This window comes from Frankia sp. AiPs1 (genome assembly GCF_023716945.1).
Taxonomy (GTDB): domain Bacteria; phylum Actinomycetota; class Actinomycetes; order Frankiales; family Frankiaceae; genus Frankia.
The window spans coordinates 1-20,265 of sequence record NZ_JAMQQF010000062.1; the positions used below are offsets into that span (position 1 = coordinate 1).

Consider the following 20,265-nt stretch of genomic DNA (forward strand, 5'->3'; position numbering starts at 1 on the left):
GCGCAGGTGCGGGGAGCTCGGATCCGGCAGCGGCGGGGCGTCCAGGCAGCAGTGGCTCCACCGCGGCACCGCGGCGGCCGGCGCTGACGGCGCTGACGGCGCTGACGGCGTCGATGGCGCTGACGGCGTCGATGGCGCTGACGGCGGCATGACTGCCACCTGCGGCGTGGCGGGGCGTCTGGATGGGTTACGGATGGTTACCGCGGCGAGCACTCCGCCGAGCCCGCAGAGCCCCGCCGCGAGCAGGGCCGCGGTGTGGAAGCCGCGGGAGAACTCCGCCGGGCGCAGGTAGGAGGCGCCGGTGATGCCGGCGGCCGCGGGCAGGACCGCGACGGCGATCAGGCCGGCCGCGCGGGCCACGTCGTTGTTCACCGCCGAGGCGATGCCCGCGTGTCGTGCGGGCACCGCGGCCAGCGCGGTCGCCGTCAGCGGTGCCACCGTGGTGGCCAGGCCCAGGCCGAACACGGTCACGGCGGGCAGCACCGAGGTCACATAGTTCCCGGCCGCGTCGACCCGGGTGAACAGGGCCAGGCCCACTCCGACGAGGACCGGCCCCGCGCTCATCTGCAGCCGCGGGCCGATCCGGGTGGCGAGCGCCCCCGACCGGGCGGACAGCAGCAGCATGATCACCGTTACCGGGAGCAGTGCGACACCGGACTGCAGCGGGCTGTAGCCGCAGACCTGCTGAAGCTGGATCGGCAGCAGGAACAGGGCGCCGCCGAGTGCCGCATACACGGCGAAGGTGACCAGGTTCGTCGCGGCGAACTGACGGGCGGCGAACAACTCCAGCGGCAGCATCGGCGCCGGTGCCCCGCGTTCCCAGCCGACGAAGGCGGCCAGCAGCAGCGCGCCGCCGACCAGAGCGACGCCCACGGCCGGCTTGCTCCAGCCCGCCCCCGGACCCTCGATGAGCCCGTAGGTCACCCCGACCAGGCCGAGGGTGACCAGCGCCCCGCCGACCACGTCGACCCGGCCACCGACCTGCGGGTCGCGGGACTCGGGCACGTGCCGCCAGGTCAGCACGAGGACCACGGCGGCCACCGGCAGGTTGATCAGGAAGATCAGCCGCCAGGACCAGACCTCGACCAGCCAGCCGCCCAGGAACGGCCCGATCGCCAGGGCCACCCCGCTGAGGCCCGACCAGGCGCCGATCGCCCGGCTGCGGTCCTGTGGCGCGAAACTCGCCTCCAGGATCGCCAGGCTGCCCGGGGTCAGCAGGGCCGCGCCCACCCCCTGCAACGCCCGGGAACCGATGAGCACGGGGGCGTTCGGCGCCACGGCGGCGCCCATCGACGCGACGACGAACCACACCACGCCGATCAGAAAGACCCGGCGTCGTCCGTAGCGGTCCCCGAGGTCCCCGGCGACCAGCAGCAACCCGGCCAGGGTCAGCGTGTATCCGGTCACCACCCACTGCAACGACGCCAGGCCGGCGTCGAAGTCCCGGCCGATCGCCGGCAGCGCGATGCCCACCACGGTCGCGTCGATCGAGGCGATCGCCGAGCCGAGCACCGTGGCGGCGAGCACCCAACGGCCGGCCGCGCTGTCGACCCGCAAGCTGTCGACCCGCAAGCTGTCGACCCGCACGCCGTCGCCCCGCACGCCGTCCATCGGGCCTCCTCCAGACACCCGACTTCCAGGCACCCGACTTTCCAGCTCCCGGGCCGGGTCCACCAGCCCACTGGGACGTCCGGGTCCCTGCCTACACCACCCGGCCCGACGGCGAAACTCCGCCGACCTCCCGTGGGCGGGGTTGCCTTGCCCTTCGGGGGGGACGAATCAGACGCGAAGCCCCCCCAAAGGGCAAGAAAGCCGCCGGTCGCCGCCGCCCGGTCGCCGCCGGCGACCCTGCCGCGGGGGCGGACCGGTCCCGGTCAGGCGGCTTTGGCGATCATGGCTTCGCTGCGTTCCCACAGCTGGCGGGCCAGGTCCGCATCGTCGGGTGAGCAGGAACGGGGCCAGGCGGGGTTGCTCGATGCCTACTGCCAGGCCCGGAAGATGTCCGCTGCTAGGCCCGGAAGCGGTCGGGGTCGGCCGCGGCCCAGTCGGCGGCCCAGGCCGCGGGCGGCTCGGCGAGCAGCTCGCCGGGCTCCAGCCAGGAGTACAGCTCGGCGTAGCTGCGGGTGTCGGTGTGGGTGAGCCGGCGCATCAGCATCCCGGGATGCAGCTCGTCCGGGTGCGAGCAGCCCAGCGAGGCCATGAGCTGCACGGCGGTGGCGACCGTGGCCTGCTGGTAGCGACGGACCCGCTCGCCCTTGTCCGCGACGTCGAGGGCGCGGGCGCGGCGCGGATCCTGGGTGGCCACCCCGGTCGGGCAGGTGTTGGTGTGGCAGCGCAACGCCTGGATGCAGCCGACCGCCATCATCATCGCGCGGGCCGAGTTGGTGTAGTCCGCGCCCTGCGCGAGCCGCTTGACGATGTCCGTGCCGGTGGCGACCTTGCCGCTGACCCCGATCCGGATCCGGTCCCGCAGCCCGACGCCGACCAGCGCGTTGTGCACCGTGATCAGCCCCTCGGTGAGCGGGGTGCCGACGTTGTCCTCGTATTCCAGCGGCGCGGCCCCGGTGCCGCCCTCGGAACCGTCGACGACGATGAAGTCCGGGGTGACGCCCTCGGCCAGCATCGCCTGGCAGATCGCGAGCAGCTCCCGGCGCGAGCCCACGCACAACTTGAACCCGGTCGGCTTGCCCCCGGCGAGCTCCCGCATCCGCGCCACGAACAGCACCAGCTCCCGCGGGGTGGCGAACACCCGGTGCCCCGGCGGGCTCTCGCAGGTCACCCCGGCGGGCACGCCGCGGGCCGCGGCGATCTCGGCGCTGACCTTCGCCGCCGGCAGGATGCCGCCGAGCCCCGGCTTGGCGCCCTGGCTCAGCTTGAGCTCCACCATCTTCACGGCCGGCAGCGTCGCCTTGTCCTTGAACATTGCCGGGTCGAAGTCACCGTCGGCGCTGCGCGCGCCGAAGTAGCCGCTGCCGATCTCCCAGACGAGATCGGCGCCGTGGCGCAGGTGATGCTCGGTCAGCCCGCCCTCGCCGGTGTCGTGGGCGAACCCTCCGGCGGCGGCGCCGCGGTTCATCGCCAGCACCGCGTTGCCGGACAGCGAGCCGAAACTCATCGCGGAGACGTTGAGCAGGGCGATGTCGTACGGCTGGGTGCAGTCCGGCCCGCCGACGCGCACCCGCGGAGGCGGCGCGTCCGCTGCGACGGGGACCGGGACGGTCGTGTGCGGCAGGAACTCGTAGCCGACGGCGTTGACGTCCCGCTCGGTGCCGAACGCCTGGTCGCTGTGGATGCCCTTGGCCCGCTCGTAGATCGTCGTGCGGATTTCCCGGTCGAACGGTCGGCCGTCGACGTTGCGCTCGACGAAGTACTGCTGGATCTCGGGCCGGATGCCTTCCAGCAGGTAGCGGAAGTGCCCGGCCACCGGGAAGGTGCGCAGGATCGCGTGCCGGCGCTGGACGACGTCGTGGACCGCGAGCGCCAGCAGCGCGGCGAACACCGCGACCGCCACCCACCAGCCCGCCGACCAGAACACCGCGGCGACGACCGCCGCCGCGGTGAGTACGACCAGGCCCGACAGCATCCCCAGCGGGAACATCGTGCGTCCTCTCCTGCGCCGCCGACGAGCGGCGCCGGGCGGGCGGAGAGCCACCCCGAGGTTTCGCGCCGTCGCGACGGGTTCGACGCTATACGCCGCGACAGTCAGGACTGCTCTGAATTGCTCCGTGCATCGGGTGTGCGCCGCAACGGCCAGAGTGGGCGTCTGGCCCCACCCGGCCGGCTGCGGTCCGTGCCCACGGGGACGGAGGGCAGGCCGCAGGCGTGAGGTCGGATGGTGTGAGGTCGGATGGCGGTAGATCGGATGGCCGTTGCCGACGTCAGCCGGTGACGAAGCAGAACTCGTTGCCCTCCGGGTCGGCCAGGACGAGGAAGCCGCCGCCCTCGTCCTCGATCACGTCCCCGAGGCGGGTGGCCCCGAGGGCCTCGGCCGCCGCGGCGGCGCCGAGCAGGTCGGCGTCCTCGACGTCGAGGTGCAGCCGGTTCTTCGGCGACTGCTTGCCCTCCGGCACCCGCTGGAACCCGATCAGCACCGGATCGGCGGCCACCGTGGCCCAGTCCGGGTCCCGGACCTCCACCGGCGCGCCCAGCAGCGCGGACCAGAACCGTGCCAGGGTCGCCGGGTCGGCGCAGTCGAACACGATCTCGTTGATCCGTCGGGTCACGCCTCGCATTGTCCCGCCGGTCTCCTCGCGGTGTCCGGCCGCTCCAGGCGGCGGGAGACGGTACGGGCGCTCGCCCTGATCCGGATCACGGTGGAGCCGTCGGTCCAGGACCGGAGACGGCGGGCGGGGTCGAGGGTGTAGGTGCGGGTGGTGGCGCCTGCGGTCTGAGATGCGACCAGCTCGTTGGCCTGAAACAACAAAAGGCTTAGTAGGAATTCCTGACGGCATTCCTAGAAAACCCGAGTCACTCCGACTTGAACGATCGAAATGGCTCGGAAGAGTGATTCGAATTATCGCCTGTGGTCGTTGCGTTCTGCTGCCAGAGGGGAAAAATGGCGGCGGATTTTCGGGGAATCGGAAGCGGACTTCGTGGTAGATCTCGATTTCAGTCGCAGAGCTCTTGAGTGATTTCAGAAACCTACTGGATTCGAGCCTTCTTTATTGCCTGGATCCGCGTCTCCACGGCCGATTCCTACGCCACGTCCGAATAAGGATTCCGGAAATCACCGCAGTCCCCGAGACTATGGGGGCAGCGACACCCAGAAAGGCTGCCGCCATCAGCCCACCGATCACGATTGCGTAGAGGGAGACGACGGTGGGGCGAAACCACCTTGGCTCGCCTTCTGCTCTAGCGTGGATTGCTGGACTCCGCATTCTGATGATTCCTTGTTTGTCTCGTGGAGGAGGCGATTGTCGACTTCGGTAATACCGGGCGCAGACGACAGTGTAGATGGCGATGGTTATTGGGTAGCGGAATCCGACGATGACGGTGACCCAGATTACGTAGGTGTTTGTGCAAAACCATCGTGTAAATCTTCGTGTCGAGCTGGCGATGGCCCGGTATGCGCGGGCTCCGTAATACCACCAGCTCGGCTTCTTCCAGAAAAACGACAGCTGGCCGTTGAGGTCGAAGGTGTTGTACGGGTCTTGGTAGTCGTAGTCGTAGTCGTAGTCGTAGGGGCTGGCGTTACCGCCGAGGACTGGGTCGGTGGAGAGGAATCGTCCGGTGTGGGGGTTGTAGAGGTGGACGACCATGAGGGTGAGGCCGGCGAGGGCATCGCGGGAGCGTTGTTCGGTGCCGAGCCAGCCGTAGCGGGCGTAGGCGGTGGTGGGGAAGTAGGGGAGGCCGAACTCGTTGGATTCGGCGTAGGTGGCGATGGAAGTGGCTGAGGTTGAGTCGTCGGTGGTGGCGACGATGTCGCCGTGAAGGTCGGCGAATTGAAGGGTGCCGGTGCCGGTGCCGGTGCCGGTGTCGGTTTGGAGGGCGGCGAGGTTGCCGCCGATTCCGGTGATGTTGCGGGTCCAGGTGCCGCCGGTGACGCCGATCCAGGTGGGGCTGTCGCCGGACGCGGTCGGGTAATGGTTGGTGCTGGTAGTGGAGCCGTCAGTCCAGGATCGGAGGCGGCGGGCGGGGCCGAGGGTGTAGGTGCGGGTGGTAGAACCTGCGGTCTGGGATGCGACCCAGCACGTCTCGGCTGACGTATGACCAGCTTCGAAAGACGACGCAGACCGCTGGAGCCGCGCTCTCGCCGTCAAGCCAGCTGGCAAGTGAGTTGCCCGCTGCTTGCGGGTCGACCAGCGCGGTCCGTAGCGCCGCCAGAACTTCGCGTGCCCGCACCGGAAGCCCTTCCTTCTCTGGGCGGGCTGCTAGTGTTCACTTCTGTTGGTGCGGGCTGCCTTTTCTGGGCTCCTGGCCTGTCGTTTCCACAGAACTGTTCCGACAGGAGTAACCGCGACGATCACTGCCGGGGGCCAGGAGTAGTCCCCGGTCGCGAGGAGCTCGGTCAGAATCGCGGCGGCTCCGAGGACCACTCCCAGCAACGTACTGGCGGCAACCGAGTCGCGAACAGACGGCACTGCCATCAATTTCCCTTCCATCCCTTCGTCGGGTCTCCGTGGCGGCACTACAAGATCGTGGCTGCGTCGCATCGGCGCCGCCTGCAGATGTCGTGGACAGGCGATTCGATCAGTATAGTGGGATCCGGCCTGCTTACGCCTGGTTGCGGCAACTGCCGCCGCTGCGGGGTCCGCCGTGACTGACCGTGCCGTCCACGGGGGTCGGGCCGCCGGAGGTCAGTCCGGCGTCGGTGCTTCCTGCGCCTGGCGCCGTTCCGTGCGGAGTCCTTCGAGGTCCGAGAAGACGGTCTCGATGAATCCAGCCCGCCGCAGCATCATGCTGACGTTCGACCGGACGATCGCCGAGCACCGAATTTCGGGCCGGCCGACGGGCTGGACGTAGATTCGATCGTCGAGTCGAAGGCCTGCTATCTCGTTCCAGGAAAGCCGATAGGATCTCAGCGGATTCCTGATGGTCAGGGATGCCTTGGTGGCGATCACGCAGGCGTGCACCCCGGTGCGCCAGATGAAAGCCGCCCCCGCAAGATACACAAAGGGCATGGTGCATGAGTACTCGCTCGGAAACTCATGCACCATGGGTCCGATGTCGACACCGGCGACAACCGCTGTCAACGCCATACACAGACCCGCGAACCACGATGTGGAGAGGCTACGGAAGACGTGAGTATCTGCGTCCCTCGACCTTCGCATCCGACTCCCTGTGGTCCGCTCTCGGCTCTCGGGTCTTAGCTTAGGCGCGTCGAGCGCGATCGGCCGACGGTCAGCTCGGCCGCCGAGCCTCCCCGTCGACAGCGGTAAGCTCGACGAAAGCCGCCTGGAAGATTTGGGCGAAGGTCGCGGCGGCGGCGGGTCCGAAAAGGTGCCGGTGGTAGCCGAACGCGAGGTGCAGACCGGCGCCGTACCTGGTTGCGCCGATGAACAGCCCTTGGGGCATGCCGGCGGTGCCGGTGAAGTAGACCGACGAGATCTTCGGGTTGTCGGCGGCGATGGCAGCGAGCGGCCCGAGGTTGCTGATGGCGGCGGCGGGGGTGATGAGCGGGCGCGCCGTGCGCACCCCCCACCGCAGGACCGAGCCTCGCCAGGGCCCCGGTATCCGCGCTGTGGCGGCCGCGCCGACTCGGCCGGCGACTCCCGCGATGGCGGGTGCGGCGGCCTCCCGCTTTGCCCGCTCGGTCTGATCGACGATTCGACCAGCCAGTCTGACCAGGTCCGCCCGGTCGGCCGGCTCACTGACGATCACGACCTGGCCGGTGTTGTTGCCACTTGTGCCAGGGGAGGTCCGCAGACCGATCGGCATCCTGACGCGCAGTGTCCCGGCCTCCTCGCCGTGCCGACGGTTCCACCGGTCGATGGCAAGGTGGGTCGCCGCGACGAGCAGGTCGTTGACGGTCAGTCGACGTCCGCCGGGCAGCAGCACGCGCCGCGCGGGCACCGGCAGGCTCAGGGATTGGTAACCGTAGCCGGCGTCCCGGCTCGCGTCCAAGGGTGTGATGTGCCGGCCGGAGCGCTGGGTGAAGGCGGTCCAGCCATGGGCTGCCGCCCTCGGGACGGGCGGCATGGCGGTGGGCAGCCTGACGGGACCGTCGCTGGTTCCGTCCGTCGCTGCGGCTTCGTCGGCCACCCCGTCGGCCAGTTCGTACGCGGAAAAGATCTCGGTGACGACGGCGGCGAGGCTCATCCCGTCGACCGCGAGGTGATGCGCGACGACGGAGAGCTGGTCGCCGTCCGGCTGGTGCACCAAAGCTATGCGCAGGGGCGGGTTGGCGCGCAGGTCGAAAGGCGCCGACATCATCGTCTCGTGGATGCGCCAGCCGTCACTTCCGTCGTCGATCCGCCAGACGGGGTTCGCTGACGGCTCGGCGGTGAACCGCCATGCGTGCTGGCGCGCGCCGTAGAGGCTCGCCCGCATCATGGGATGGCGGCTGATCGCCGCGCGCACCGCGAGCCGAAGCCGCGCCATGTCCACGGTGCCCATGGTCTGCACGAACAATCCGCAGGTCAGCGGCGCACTGGCCCGGTCGGAGGCGGCCAGGATCTGCTCGCTCGACGTGAGAATCCGATCCGGAGCGGGCGCCGGCCAGCCGCCCCGACACCCTTCTTCTACGTGCACTGGACCCCAGCCCCCCAGAACTAATCAGCACACGATATATGCATCGTGGAAGATCCGGTGACCGGGTGCCGGCAGACCGCCGGCCGGGTGTGACCCGCCGTCCGCGCCCCGGTGGCAGGTCGTGGGTCGGGCGCGCCGGCGCGCAGCCGCCTGAACCAGGCGATCAGAGTTCCGTGACGAGGGGGCTCACGATGGCCGGGTGTCGCTGGTGCCGAAGGCGTTGGCGACGGCGACCGGTGAGATCTGAGGACCTGCGTGCCCGCGGCTCGGATGAACTCGCAGAACTCCTCGAAGCCCCCGAGCTCGGACGGGCTGGCCAGGCCCGAGCCGAAGTCGCTGCGGAAGAAGTGCGGCCGTAAGCCCGGTGGGCAGGGGTGGCCTCCCGGTTCGACGCTGGCGATGACCGACGCCCCGACTTGGACGGGTGACCTACGAGCCGGCGGCGTGCCGGGGCTGCGGGGAGCCGCTGGTCCTCGCGCAGGTCACCGGGGTGGAACGCCGGCAGGTCGTGGACGTGCCGGTCGTCGAGCCGGATGTGGTCGAGCCGGATGTTGGTCGAGCACCGGCTCGTCGAGCGGGAGTGCGCCTGCTGCGGCACGCGCACGAAGGCGGACGTGCCCGTCGGGGTCGACGCCCCGGTCCAGTACGGCCCCGGCGCCGAGGCATGGGTCCGCCGTCTACAACAACGCCGGCAATTTAAGCTCGGTATACGGTCCCGAAGATTCTTGCAGGCGGTGCGGTGCGGTGCCGGGGGGGGGGGGGGGGGGGGGGGGGCGGCCCGCCCCCCCCCCCCCCCCCCCCCCCCCCCAACCCCCCCCCCCCCCCCCACCCCCCCCCCCCCCCCCCCCCCCCCGCCCGCGCCCCCCCCCCCCCCCCCCCCCCCCCCCCCCCCCCACATCCCCGTTGCCGTCAGCGTTGACGGGGGAAGGGGCGCTGGGGGACGGGGCGCTTGAGGACGACGCGGTCGAACTCGGTGCCGTGCTCGTCGACGCCGCGCACGGTCAGCGTGGACGCGCCGCCGGGCTGCCCCGGCGTCGAGTCGACGGCCACGAACGCGTAGTTGTCGAACCGGGTCCGCGACCAGGAGATCGCCTCGGGGGTCTTCGTGCCGTCGGGCGCCCAGACGTAGCTGTTGGGCACGACGTTCGATCCCGCCGGGGCCGGCTTGCCGCGGTAGTTCTCCACCTCACCGGTCTGGAACTGGTAGCGGGGCCGGCCGGCGCTGCCCGCGGTGATGTAGATGGTGCCGTCCTTGGCCGGCTCGATGGTCGAGCCGTCGGGCGCCTCGCGGGTCGGGGCGTTGCCGCGGATCGGGTCGGAGCGCTCGAAGAGGTGGTTGTGCCCCTGGAGCACCAGGTCGACCTGGTAGCGGTCGAACAGGGGCGCCCACGCGCCACGGACCCCGCCGTCGCTGGCGTGCTGCGTGGTCGTCGAGTAGGCGCAGTGGTGGAAGAAGCAGACGATGAAGTCGATGTCGGGGTCGTTGCGGTACCCCTTGAGCGTCCGCTCCACCCAGGACGTCTGCGCGCCGCCGGAGTAGCCGGTGTTCGTCTTGATCTCGAAGCTGACGTCGTTGGCGTCCAGGGACAGCACCGCGACGTTGCCGTAGACGAACGAGTACACGCTCGGGCAGCCCTTGGGCCCGTCGCTGGGCAGGTCGAGGCGGGCCGCGTGGCCGCCGTAACCGTGCGGCGAGTAGAGCGCCTCCATGTCGTGGTTGCCGGTGGCGAACATCCACGGGCTGCGGGCGCTGGAGAGCTCGATGTCAGCCAGGTAGACGTCCCAGACCGTCGGGTCGTAGTTGTCGAAGCCGGCCGGGGGCTGGCCGGTGGTGGTCCGCTGCGGGGGCTTGCCGGCGCCGGACGGGTCGGCGTAGCAGATGTCGCCGGCGAGCAGGTGGAACGCCGGGTCCTGGCGGGCGATCGCCGCGGTGATGGCGGAGGCGTGCGCGACGGTCGGCTCGTTGTCCGGCTTGTAGTAGTTGTCGTCGAACAGGCCCTTCGGGTCACCCTGCGGGGTGGTGTTCGACCCGTGGTCGCCCATCATCGTGAACCGGAACGGTCCCCCGAGGCGGCCCTTCGCGTGGCCGGTGCGCACCGCCTGCACCGGGGTCGTCGCCCCGCCGGGGACGCGGAACCGGTAGTAGTACTCCCGGCCCGGGGCGAGGCGGTCGAACGCCGCGTGCACGTAGAACTGCTCGACGCTGAGGATCGACCCGTCGACCTGCGGCACCTGCGACAGCAGCGGGCGGACCTCGGCCTCGACCGTGCCGCCGAGGCCGCGGGTCGGGCCGATGTCGACGAGGATCCGGCCGCGGCCCGGGTTACGGGTCAACTGCGCGGCCAGGCGGAGCTGGCGTGCCGGGTCGATGCCGAACGCGGTGTGCCGCCCGCCGACCAGCAGGGGGCTGTCCGCCGCGGTGGCGGCGTAGGCGGCCCGGCCGAACGGGGTGGTGCCCAGGGTCGCGGCGCCCGCGCCGGCAAGGCCGCCGAGCAGCATGCCGCGGCGGCTCACCGGCCGGCGGCGCAGGAAGGTCTGGAGCCACTCGTGCTGCTCCGCGATGGTCATGTCCTGGGCGATGTTCGCCGGAACGCCGGAAGCGACCACTTCGTTGGGAGGACTCACTGGCATGGCGCTGAACGTAGGCCCGCCGCCTGCGGAGCACCCCAACGGCGAGATGGCCGCCGGCCGAAATATGCGTAAACACGTCGGTCGTTCACGCAGGCGAACGGCGCCTTTCCCGCAAGGTCCCGCCGTCGGGGCAGGGCTCGGCGGTTGTCGCCGGTCACGTCAGGTCACGTCAGCTCATGTCAGGTCACGTCGGGCGGTCGGTGACGGTGACTTTGAGTTTCACGTTCTTGCCGTCGCGGTTGACGGTCAGGATGACCGTCCGTCCCGGGTCGACGGCCCGCAGCTCGGCCGAGAAGTCCTCGACGGAGGTGACCGCCCGGCCGTCGAACGACCGGATGACGTCACCGGGCTGGAGGCCGGCCCGGTCCGCCGGACCGCCGCCGACCACCCCGATCACCAACGCGCCGCTGCGGACGGCCAGGCCGAGCTGGTCGGCGATCTGCGGGGTGAGGGTGACGGTCTGGATCCCGATGAACGCGTGCCGCACGGAACCGGTGCGCAGCAGCTGGTCGACGGCGTCGACGACGGTCGCCGACGGGATCGCGAACCCGAGTGAGACCGCGCCGCTCTGCGGCGGCACGTACGCCTCGGTGACGCCGACGACCCGTCCCTCGGCGTCGAGCAGCGGGCCGCCGGAGTTCCCCGGCGAGATCGCCGCGTCGGTCTGGATGAGGTCGACCCGCGGACCCGCCACCGCAGCCTGCCCGCCGGAACCACCCTGCCCGCCGGAACCACCCTGGCCGCTGTCCCCGCCCTGCCCCTCGGACCCGCCCTGGCCGCCGGAGCCGCCCTGACCGCCCTGGCCGTCGACGCCGGGCAGCGTGCGGTTGACACCCGAGATGATCCCGGCGGTGACGCTGTTTGCCAGGCCGAGCGGGCTGCCGATGGCGATCGCGAGCTCACCGAGCCGGGGCTGCTGCTCGCGGAACTTCGCCGCCGGCAGCCCGGTGCGTTCGACCTTGACCACGGCGAGGTCGCTGACGGCGTCCGCGGCCTGCACCCGGCCCGGCACGTGGCGCCCGTCCGCGAACGCGACCTCGACCGCGCCGCCGGCGGCCGAGGCCACGACGTGCTGGTTGGTGACGATGACGCCGTTGGAGCGGTAGACGATCCCGCTGCCCAGACCGTCGCCCACGAGGATGGTGACCACGGAGGGCTCCACGTCGGCCACGACGTCCGGCACCACGGACAGCGCCCCCGCGGCGGCCGGCGGCTCGCCCCTGGCCGGCGGGACGCTGGAGCGCCCGCCGTGCCCGACGAAGGCGATCAGGGCGACGAGCACCACGATCACAGCCCCCACCCGCGACCACGCTCTGCGCACGACCCGATACACGCCAGCGGCATACCCACTCGACCAATCGCCTGCACGTCGCGCGGCGAACGCCTGCCGGCGGCAGATCAAGACGGCACGACCAAGACGGCAGACCCAAGACGGCAGAGCAGGCGGCGGGCAACGGCGGCAGGCAACGGCGGCGGACAACGGCCGGCCCAAAGGCCGGTCACCACGGGCTGCAGTGCGGCAGAAATAAGCACAAAGCGGTGCAGCGGCACACTGCAACGCACCACTTGACACAAGACCAAAACGGGACCGACGGGCATTCCCTAACGTTGCCCAAATGGGGATCAGGCCGGCCGATCTTTGGGGCCGGCCAGGCAGTCGCGCCCCCTATGAGCGGCCCGAAAGGAAATGACGCCATGACCGAGATTGCACCGTACCTCCCGGAGATACGCCGGGATGATACGATGTGCGCCTTCTACAAGGATCTGCAGGCGAAGGTCGAGGAGGATGCGTTCGCCGGCGACCAGGTCGCGCAGGTCATCTACATCGGTGCCACGCTGGGCCGATGGCTGGCCTGCGACGTCGACGCCCCGGTCATCAACGAGATCATGCACGTGCTGGGCACGGTGGTCCGAGCGATCGACGAGGCGTACTCCTGGGCTCAGGACAAGGTCACCGCGGCGATCAAACCGCACACCTACCGTGGACTGATCGCGAAAAGGCTCCACAACGAGATGACGGAGACCGAGCGGGCCTTCGCCGCAAACGCGTCCGCGGACTTCCGGCAGATCCTCGACTACGTCCGCAAAGGCAAGTGGACCTCCGAGGGCGTCGCCATCGGCAACGACTACATGTACGACGACCAGCTCGCGGAAATGAAGCGCGCCTACCGCTACGGCCGGACTCGCGCCATCCTCGAACGCGACATGGCCGCCTTCCGCGCCGAGGCCGGCACGACGATCAGGGCGGCGCTGCACGGACGCCCGGTTGACGTCGACGTCGACGCGGTCGTCGCGGAGCTGTTCGCCCAGCTCGACCCGGACCGGCTGGCCTGGCAGTCCGCCTTCGACTCGATGCCGCCGGCGGAACGCCTGGCGACCATCGTCGACAACGAGGCGAAGCGGCTGCTCGGCGAGGTCGACTTCATCCCCGCGGCTGGCGGGTCCTACATCATCACCAGCGAGGCGAGCGGGCTGCCGCTGATGTCCGACGGCACGGTCGTCCGGCAGCAGAACCCGGCCTTCTACGACTGGCAGCAGTGGACGGTGGTCGCCGTCGGCGGTGGGCTGGTCGAGCTGCGCGCGAGGTCCAGCGGAAAGCTGCTCGGCGAGTCGGCCGGCGCGGCGGTGGCGACGTCGACCCAGGGGGCGCAGTCACGCTGGTGGCTGGGCACGTCCACCGGGGGCTACTACGAGCTGGTCGCCGCCAGTGGACGCGCGCTCGACGTGCCGGGCGGGGCGACCGGCACCGGGGTCGCGCTCGTCACCCACGCCCGCAACGGGTCGCGCAACCAGCGATTCCGGTTCACCCGCTACACCCCGCGGGCCGCCGGCGGCGTCTACGCGCTGGTCAGCGTCGCCAGTGGGCAGTACGTCGACGTGCGCGACGCGGCGACGTCCTCCGCCGTCGTGCAGCAGTTCCCGGGCAACGGCTCGACGGCCCAGCAGTGGGAACTGGTCGCCGGGACCAAGCCGAGCTCGTTCAGCCTGGCGAGCCGCGGCGGCGGTCTGTGCCTGGCCTACAACGGAAAGTTCGGTGGGAAGCAGGACCATTCGGTGTTCACCTACACGCCCGGCTACGACGACCAGCAGTGGCGGATCGAGCCGGCGCTGCACGGCGCGTACCGGCTGGTGAACGTCGCCCACAACCGGGTGCTCGACCTGCCGGGGGCGACGTCGGCCCCGCGGACCGGGCTCGTCGGCTGGGGGTGGAACGGCGCCAACAACCAGCTGTGGTGGGTGGTGCCGGCTGCCAGCGTGCACCGCCGCCGGGCGTTGCCGCAGGCCGAGCCGCCCGAGGTCGACACCGTGTCCGGCCTCGGCGGGCGGGAGCGGGAGGTGCGGATCGGCCAGCGGATGGCCGGGGGGCTGCGAGCCGTGGCCCGCCGCGGCGGCGCGCCGGTGCCGGGCGCCGAGATCGAGTTCTCGGTGCCGGTCGAGTCCGGGCTGCACTTCGCCGACCCGCCGGGGCCGGTCACGACGGTCCTCGCGGTCACCGACGCCGAGGGCATCGCCACCGCCGTCGCGCTGGTCGCCGGCGACCGCCTGGGCAGGGTCGAGGTCACGGTCCGGGCGGTCTATCCCGGTGCGCAGCCCGCCGGCTACGTCATCGACGTCGTCCCGTAACCGGCCGGCGCCGGCGTCCAATCGGCGGGCCACGGCGTCCGACCGATTAGGGCGTCCGACCCGCGGGCGCCGGCGTCCGGCCGGTGGGCCACCGTCCAATCGGCGGGGCCCGGTACCGGCCGGCCGGGTACCGAGCCCCCGGCGCTGGCGAAGGGCGCGCCGGGGGCATCCCGCGGCAGCCGCCGATCGGCGCGCGGAGCGGTCTGACCTTGACCATGCTCGGCTGGCCGGGAAGGCTCGGTGACCTCAACACGTCGAACGTCCGGGGCTCGGTATCCGACGGGCGCGCGGCGGCGCAGCGGCACGGGGCCGGCGACGGTCCGCGCCGGGGCCCCCGCGTCGGGCGGGGGGACCGGCAAGCGCCAGCGGAGGTCAACGCCATGAAGTACGTCGCGGAGTTAGTGCTCGACGCGGGATGCCGGCCCGGGGCCTTCTCGGCCCGCCGGCTGACGCGGCTCGCCCGCCGCATCGAGGAGGCGGGTTACGACGCCATCGCCGTCAACGATCACCTTGCCCCCTCCCGCAAGTGGTACGAGGCCGGTGGCCACGACGCCTACGAGCCGTTCGGGCTGATGGCCTTCCTGGCCGCGGTCACCGAACGGGTGCGGCTGATGACGTTCGCCGTCGTCGTCCCGCACCGCAACCCGTTCGCGCTGGCCAAGTCGGTGGCGACCACCGACGCCCTGTCCGACGGCCGGCTCGACCTCGGGGTCGCCGTCGGCTACCTGCGCTCGGAGTTCCTGGCCCTCGGCGCGGACTTCGACGAGCGCAACGAGCTGTTCGACGAGGCGCTCGCCGTCCTGCGCGGGGCGTGGACGGCGGGCAGCGTCTCGGCGCGGGGCCGGCATTTCGACGGCCTCGACCAGGTCCTCGCGCCCGCGCCGGTGCAGTTGCCGCACCCGCCGCTGTGGATCGCCGGCAACAGCGCCCGGGCCCGGCGCCGGGCGGCCGCCTGGGGGCAGGGGTGGGCCCCGCTGTCCATCGACGATCTCGGCGCCCGCACGATCCGGTCGGTGTCGATCCCGACCGTAGACGACCTGCGCCGGGCCGCGCGGACGCTGCGCGCCGACACGGTCGTCGCCGGGCGGGACCCGGCCGAGGTCGGCCTGTGGGCGACCACCAGCGACAGCGCCGCCGCCGGCCGCGACGGACTCGATGCCCGCGCGCACCTCGAGCACCTCGTCGAACTCGCCGACCTCGGCGCCAGCCACTTCACGGCGACGTTCCACCTCGACGACACCGACGGCGCCGAGCGCGCCATCGACGGCTACGCCGAGCATGTCCTCGCCGCCGCCGGACTCCCCCGCTGACCACCGCGCCTTCTTTGCGGAAAGCAAGCAGAACCAATCACCGGAATGGGCCCTCCGATATGACTGTGATCTGAATCACAGCCATATCCCGGGACGCATTGATCTGGCCGCCCTAGTCTGCCCGTGGCATCGCCTCCGTCGCCCGTCCACATGACCGCGACAGTCTTTCGTCGACGTGCATGGGTGGCACCGATTCGGCCGAGTGGCGCCGATTCGCGAAGGCGGCACAGATTTCCGGAGGTGGAAAATGTCGGGTACGGAGATGGCGAACCGCATTGCCGGGAAAGCCAGGGCGACGCTGCGGCAGAACAAGCGGCTGCGAGGCGGTGTCGTCGCGGCGAAAGATGCGTTATGGCAGGCCCGGGTCTCGCTGGACGCAGCGCGGCGCGGGACGGTCGTCGTGCAGGACGAGTACGGCATCACCCTGTTGGTCCCCGCCGACGAACGGGCCCACCTGCGCTCGCTGATGCGGCGTCCCGGCGACCGGCCGGCGTTCACGTTGATGGACCGGCTGCTCGGCGCCGGCGATGTGGTGTTCGACGTGGGCGCGAACATCGGCGTCTACAGCGTGCACGCCCGGCGGCGCACCGGCGAGACCGGCCGGGTCTACGCCTTCGAGGCGGTGCCCACGACCGCCGACCGGCTCGTCCAGACCCTCGCGCTCAACCGGTCCGCGGACGTCACGGTCGTGCGCGCCGCCGTCACCGACGCCCCGGGCACGGCGACGATGAACGTGTTCCCCGACCCCGCGTCCGGGTGGAACTCGCTCGGCAGCCATCCGATGTTCACCTACGACGGCACGGCGATCCAACCGACCGAGGTCGTCGAGGTGCCGGCGCTGACCCTCGACGGGTTCGCCGAGCGGGAGGGGATCGCACGGGTGGCGCTGTGCAAGGTCGACGTCGAGGGCTTCGAGCGCCAGGTCTTCACCGGCGCGGCCGGGCTGTTGGCGCAGCGGCGCATCGGCGTCGTCTGCTTCGAGATCAGCGAGGACCCGCTCGTCGGCGAGGGCGGCACCCCGTCGGAGGTCTTCGACGCGCTCGACCGCCACGGCTACCGGACCTTCCGCCACGACGAGGCCAGCGACACCCTCGTCGGCCCGATCGACCCGGCCGTCGAGGACAACCGCCTCGCCGCCGAGTCCGTCCGCCCCTACGTGGCGAACTACTTCTCCACCGCTGACGAGACGCTGCTGCGCGTCTGACGACCCGCGTGACGTCCCGCCATCGGCGCCTGGCCCCGGTGGCCGTGGTTCAGGAGTCGGTCCAGCGGGGCTCGCGCCGTTCGAGGAACGCGGCCACCGCCTCCGGGTTGTCCGCGGTGGTGGAGGCGAGGACCTGCGTACGGTTCTCCAGGTTGATCGCCGCCTCCAGACCGGGGATCTCCAGCGTCGACCACATCACCTGCTTGGTCATGTAGACGCCGAACGGCGAGTTGGCGCGGATGAGCCGCGCCGTCTCCAACGCGCGCTCCAGCAGCGCGTCGTCGGGCACGACGTCGACGACGAGGCCGATCCGCAGCGCCTCCGCCGCGTCGATGATCCGGCCGGTGAGCAGCAGCTCGTGCGCCCGACCGACGCCGACGACCCGGTTGAGCAGCCAGCCGGTGCCCATGTCGCAGCCGGACAGCCCGACGCGGGCGAACGCCGCGGAGAACCGCGCCGACGCGGCGGCGAGGCGGACGTCGCAGCCGAGGGTGAACGCCAGCCCGCCGCCGGTCGCCGGCCCGTTGACCGCCGCGATCACCGGCTTGGTCAGCGCCCGCAGCCGGCTCGTCGTCCGCGAGTACTGCTCCTGGATCTGGAAGGTGCCGACGGGGCCGGGCCGCGGCTCGAACGGCTCCGGGAGGTCCGGATCCCCGCCGCGCAGGTCGGCGCCGGCGCAGAAGCCGCGGCCCGCGCCGGTGAGGATCACCACCCGGCAGGAGCGGTCCGCGTCGACCTCGTCGAGGCGGCGGTGCAGCGCGTCGACGAGCGCCGGGGTGATGGCGTTGAGCCGGGCCGGCCGGTTCAGGCGCAGCAGCTGCACGCCGTCCTCGACGACCTCCCGCTGCACCAGATCCACCCCGGCGCCGCCGTCCACCGCCGTCATCGGCCGTCTCCCACTCTCATCCCGCCGCTCCCCCCGTCCACCGCGCCGCCCGGCGACCTCACAGCATCGCGCCGCTGGTCGCCGGGTCGGCACCGAGGGCGGGCACGGCGCGCAGCGCACCGACCAGCTCGCGCACCTCGCCCGCGCCGAACGACGGCGGCGGGGTGAACGACAGCCGCGTCGCCAGGCCGGCGAAGCGCTCGGCGATGCGGGCAGGAACCTCGGCGGGCGGGGCGACGACGGCGAACGCCTCGACGACGTCGTCGTCGATCAGGGTCGCCATCTCCGCCCACCGGTTCTGCTTCGACAGCACCGTCAGCTCGGCCCCGAGGTCACCCCAGCCGTGCAGCTCGAGCACCGGGCGGTAGGCGGGCGTCGAGCCGTAGAAGGAGATCTGCCCGCGGATCCTGGCCAGGCCCTCGACGATCTCCTGCTCGGTCCCGGTGGCGAGGAAGGCGCCGGCGACGACGTCGAAGCCGGCGAGCTCCAGCCCGGCGCGGCGGCGGCCCTCGGCCAGCGCCGGCAGGGTGTGCTCGCGGATCCAGCGCGCGGTGGTGAAGCCGTGGCAGAGGAAACCGTCGGCGACCTCGCCGGCGACTCGGGTCATCACCTCGCCGACGCCGGCCAGCAGCACCCGCGGCGGCCCGTAGGGATGCGGCGCCGGGACGAACGTCGGCGGCATCAGGGTGTGCCGGTAGTACTCGCCCTCGAACGACAGCGGCGTCCCGTCCGCCCAGCTCGACCACGCGGCCCGCATCGCCAGGATGAACTCGCGCATCTGCGGCCCCGGGCGGCCCCACGGCATCGAGAAGCGCCGGGTGATGTGCGCCTTGACCTGGGACCCCAGCCCCAGCACGAACCGGCCGCCGGAGAATCGCGCCAGGTCGTGCGCGGTGTAGGCGAGCGACATCGGCGAGCGGGACAGCGCCACCGCGATCGACGTGCCCAGCTCGATCGTCGACGTGGCGTCGGCGGCGAGCGCCAGCGGCAGGAACGGGTCCTGATTGACCTCGGACGCCCACACACCGTCGTAGCCGGCCTCCTGCGCCGCGCGGGCGTTGCCCGTCGCCTGCTCCAGCGCCCCCAGGGCTCCGTCGATCTTCATCCGCATCCCTCCACGCCGGGCGCACCCCCGGCGGGCACCGGCAGCAGCCGTCCGTCCACAGGGAAGCTAACAGAACCCGGCCGCTGCAGCCATCGGTTGTTATCTGTCGATGCCGAGCGCGTGGCGCACCTCGGCGGTCGCGCGTCCGTCGAGGCCGCCGTGGGCGGTCGCGTAGGTGTCGACGACCTGCTCGCGCAGGGCTCGGGCCGCGGCCGGCAGGAACTCGGGCGGCAGCTCCGGATCCCGGTAGACGAGTTCGCGGTAGTCATGGGTGAGCCGCATCCACCACAGCAACGCGTCCGACGGACTCAGGGCGTCGCGGGAGCCGGCGACGCGCAGCGCGGCGAACCGGGCGACGAACGCACCGTAACGCTGGGTGAGCGAACCGAGGTCCCAGCAGCGGTGCAGGATCGCGTCGACGTCGGCGAGCGCCGCGGGGCGACCGACGAACACGTCGACCAACCCGGCCAGGTCGAGCGACTCGACCAGCACCTTGACCTCGTCCTCGCAGGCCCGCGCGGCGACCCAGGTCGTCTCCCGCAGCCGGCCGAAACCGAGATAGGCCAGCGCGCTTTTCATCCGCCGCCGGGTCGAGCGCAGCTCGTCGGGCACCGAGGCGAGCACGATCGTCCACGAGCCGTCCCACCCCACCGACCGGCCGAAGCTCTCCACCCGGCCGCCGACCGAGGTCACCGTCTCGGCCATCTGCCGGCCGAGCCGGTAGCTGGTCTGCCGGCCGTCGCGGCGGCGTTCGAGCGAGCCGTCCGCGCACAGCCGCGACAGCCCCACCCGGGTCGCCCCCGCCGCGTAGCCGGCGGTGGCGAGCAGGTCGACGAGGCCCGCACCGGACGCGAACGGCCGCGCCGGCAGCGCGGTGCCGATCAGCAGCGGCACCCAGCTCTGCGCGGACACGCCCGGAAACTCACCGGCCGCCATCACCGCAGTGTAACGACGCCACCCGCCGCCACCGCCCGGCCGCGTTCTCGCCTCTCCGCAGGGATGCCTGTCCGCGGGGATGCCTCTCCGCGGGGCGGAACGGACGCCCGGGACCGTGGTTGGGCGAGGGACCGAGGGCGGGTGGCCGGGGCGGCGCCGAACGCCCACGCCCGGGGCGGATCGATTGACGGGTGGACGCGGGCGCGCCTACAACCTCGGACATGGACCGTATTCGACGTCACACCCGACGAGGCCAGCAGCCCCGCCGTCCGTCCGGGGCGGCGAGGTGAGCGCCGGCACCGGCCGGCTCGCCGGTCGTACCGCGATCGTCACCGGGGCCAGCCGCGGCCTGGGCCGGGCCATCGCCCTGGCCTTCGCC

The 20,265-nt window shown here is 71.8% G+C and carries 15 protein-coding genes and 1 pseudogene; 5 read left to right on the forward strand and 11 right to left on the reverse strand.

From position 1 onward, the window contains the following. The 6 genes from ND748_RS09200 to ND748_RS09225 form a co-directional block, all read right to left on the reverse strand. A partial coding sequence (locus ND748_RS09200; protein ID WP_251745244.1) for an MFS transporter occupies positions 1-1,611 on the reverse strand: 1,611 nt, incomplete at its 3' end. Positions 1,612-2,008: 397 nt separating this feature from the next. After that, positions 2,009-3,598, reverse strand: a complete 1,590-nt coding sequence (locus tag ND748_RS09205; RefSeq protein WP_251745245.1) for an FMN-binding glutamate synthase family protein — start codon at positions 3,596-3,598, stop codon at positions 2,009-2,011. A gap of 280 nt (positions 3,599-3,878) precedes the next feature. Next, positions 3,879-4,232: a VOC family protein gene (locus tag ND748_RS09210; protein ID WP_251745246.1), complete on the reverse strand. Its 354-nt coding sequence runs from the start codon at positions 4,230-4,232 to the stop codon at positions 3,879-3,881. A 429-nt stretch (positions 4,233-4,661) separates the two neighbouring features. Beyond that, on the reverse strand, positions 4,662-5,771 hold the full coding sequence (locus ND748_RS09215; protein WP_251745247.1) for a hypothetical protein: 1,110 nt from the start codon (positions 5,769-5,771) through the stop codon (positions 4,662-4,664). A 525-nt stretch (positions 5,772-6,296) separates the two neighbouring features. Continuing rightward, positions 6,297-6,698 (reverse strand): PH domain-containing protein, encoded by a 402-nt coding sequence (locus ND748_RS09220; RefSeq protein ID WP_251745248.1) that lies wholly within the window; start codon positions 6,696-6,698, stop codon positions 6,297-6,299. Between the two features lie 142 nt (positions 6,699-6,840). Next, positions 6,841-8,055 (reverse strand): condensation domain-containing protein, encoded by a 1,215-nt coding sequence (locus ND748_RS09225; protein ID WP_251745258.1) that lies wholly within the window; start codon positions 8,053-8,055, stop codon positions 6,841-6,843. 405 nt (positions 8,056-8,460) lie between these two features. On the opposite strand from ND748_RS09225, the pseudogene ND748_RS09230 reads away from it, so the two are divergent. Next, positions 8,461-8,514: pseudogene (locus ND748_RS09230) on the forward strand (hypothetical protein); the annotation flags it as partial. Between the two features lie 415 nt (positions 8,515-8,929). Continuing rightward, positions 8,930-9,109, forward strand: coding sequence for a hypothetical protein (locus ND748_RS09235; RefSeq protein ID WP_251745249.1), 180 nt, complete (start codon positions 8,930-8,932; stop codon positions 9,107-9,109). Here the strand turns inward: ND748_RS09235 and ND748_RS09240 are convergent. Together ND748_RS09240 and ND748_RS09245 are read right to left on the reverse strand one after the other, a co-directional pair. Beyond that, entirely contained in the window at positions 9,100-10,821 is a 1,722-nt protein-coding gene (locus ND748_RS09240; RefSeq protein ID WP_251745250.1) for a metallophosphoesterase, read from the reverse strand. The genes ND748_RS09235 and ND748_RS09240 overlap by 10 nt on opposite strands. 184 nt (positions 10,822-11,005) lie before the next feature. Next, entirely contained in the window at positions 11,006-12,121 is a 1,116-nt protein-coding gene (locus tag ND748_RS09245) for a S1C family serine protease (RefSeq protein ID WP_251745251.1), read from the reverse strand. A 395-nt stretch (positions 12,122-12,516) separates the two neighbouring features. Here ND748_RS09245 and ND748_RS09250 point away from each other — a divergent pair, with 395 nt between their 5' ends. The 3 genes from ND748_RS09250 (at position 12,517) to ND748_RS09260 (ending at position 16,959) form a co-directional block, all read left to right on the forward strand. Continuing rightward, positions 12,517-14,445: an RICIN domain-containing protein gene (locus ND748_RS09250; RefSeq protein ID WP_251745252.1), complete on the forward strand. Its 1,929-nt coding sequence runs from the start codon at positions 12,517-12,519 to the stop codon at positions 14,443-14,445. 380 nt (positions 14,446-14,825) lie between these two features. Continuing rightward, positions 14,826-15,755: an LLM class F420-dependent oxidoreductase gene (locus ND748_RS09255; RefSeq protein WP_251745253.1), complete on the forward strand. Its 930-nt coding sequence runs from the start codon at positions 14,826-14,828 to the stop codon at positions 15,753-15,755. A gap of 247 nt (positions 15,756-16,002) precedes the next feature. Continuing rightward, on the forward strand, positions 16,003-16,959 hold the full coding sequence (locus ND748_RS09260; protein ID WP_251745254.1) for an FkbM family methyltransferase: 957 nt from the start codon (positions 16,003-16,005) through the stop codon (positions 16,957-16,959). Positions 16,960-17,008: 49 nt separating this feature from the next. Here the strand turns inward: ND748_RS09260 and ND748_RS09265 are convergent, their stop codons facing one another. The 3 genes from ND748_RS09265 to ND748_RS09275 all read right to left on the reverse strand — a co-directional run bounded on the left by ND748_RS09265 (position 17,009) and on the right by ND748_RS09275 (position 19,862). Then, the gene (locus tag ND748_RS09265; protein WP_251745255.1) at positions 17,009-17,845 is read right to left on the reverse strand and encodes an enoyl-CoA hydratase/isomerase family protein; all 837 of its coding nucleotides are present in this window, start codon (positions 17,843-17,845) and stop codon (positions 17,009-17,011) included. A 58-nt stretch (positions 17,846-17,903) separates the two neighbouring features. Next, positions 17,904-18,950, reverse strand: a complete 1,047-nt coding sequence (locus tag ND748_RS09270; protein WP_251745256.1) for an LLM class F420-dependent oxidoreductase — start codon at positions 18,948-18,950, stop codon at positions 17,904-17,906. 99 nt (positions 18,951-19,049) lie between these two features. Further along, positions 19,050-19,862, reverse strand: a complete 813-nt coding sequence (locus ND748_RS09275; RefSeq protein ID WP_251745257.1) for a PaaX family transcriptional regulator C-terminal domain-containing protein — start codon at positions 19,860-19,862, stop codon at positions 19,050-19,052. Between the last annotated feature and the right edge of the window lie 403 nt (positions 19,863-20,265).